General features: G+C 35.4%; 2 pseudogenes. Both read left to right on the forward strand.

Features of this window, described 5'->3' with window-relative positions:
* Positions 1-203: pseudogene (locus SB775_RS27620) on the forward strand (HNH endonuclease); the annotation flags it as partial.
* A gap of 17 nt (positions 204-220) precedes the next feature.
* Positions 221-401, forward strand: a pseudogene (locus tag SB775_RS27625) (hypothetical protein); the annotation flags it as partial.

The following is a 401-nucleotide window of genomic DNA, read 5'->3' on the forward strand; positions in this document are numbered from 1 at the left end:
ATGGGCTATTGCTCTGTGCAAATCACGATGGAGTATTCGATAGGGGATTAATTAGTTTTTACTCAAATGGAGAGATCATTATTTCCTCCAAAGTAGATCGTAAAAACTACAAACTTCTTAACTTGGATCCAGAAATAACAATAAACGTAAACCCTAAACAGAAACCATATTTGGAATGGCACCGGACAAATAAACTGCAGTAAATAAGGAGGCGTGTACTATGGTGAATGAAGTCAAAGCTTTTGGCACATATTATAAAACGAACGGTCATTTGTGTAGAAAAGCAGCATATCTTCAATTTGGTAATTCCAGTGAATCGATAGGTTCAACCGTAATGTTGAATCCTGGTAAGGCTGAGTTTGTAGATAATATAAATGTGGTTAATGATGATTACGAAGTTT

The sequence above is a fragment of the Peribacillus sp. SIMBA_075 genome (genome assembly GCF_046534585.1).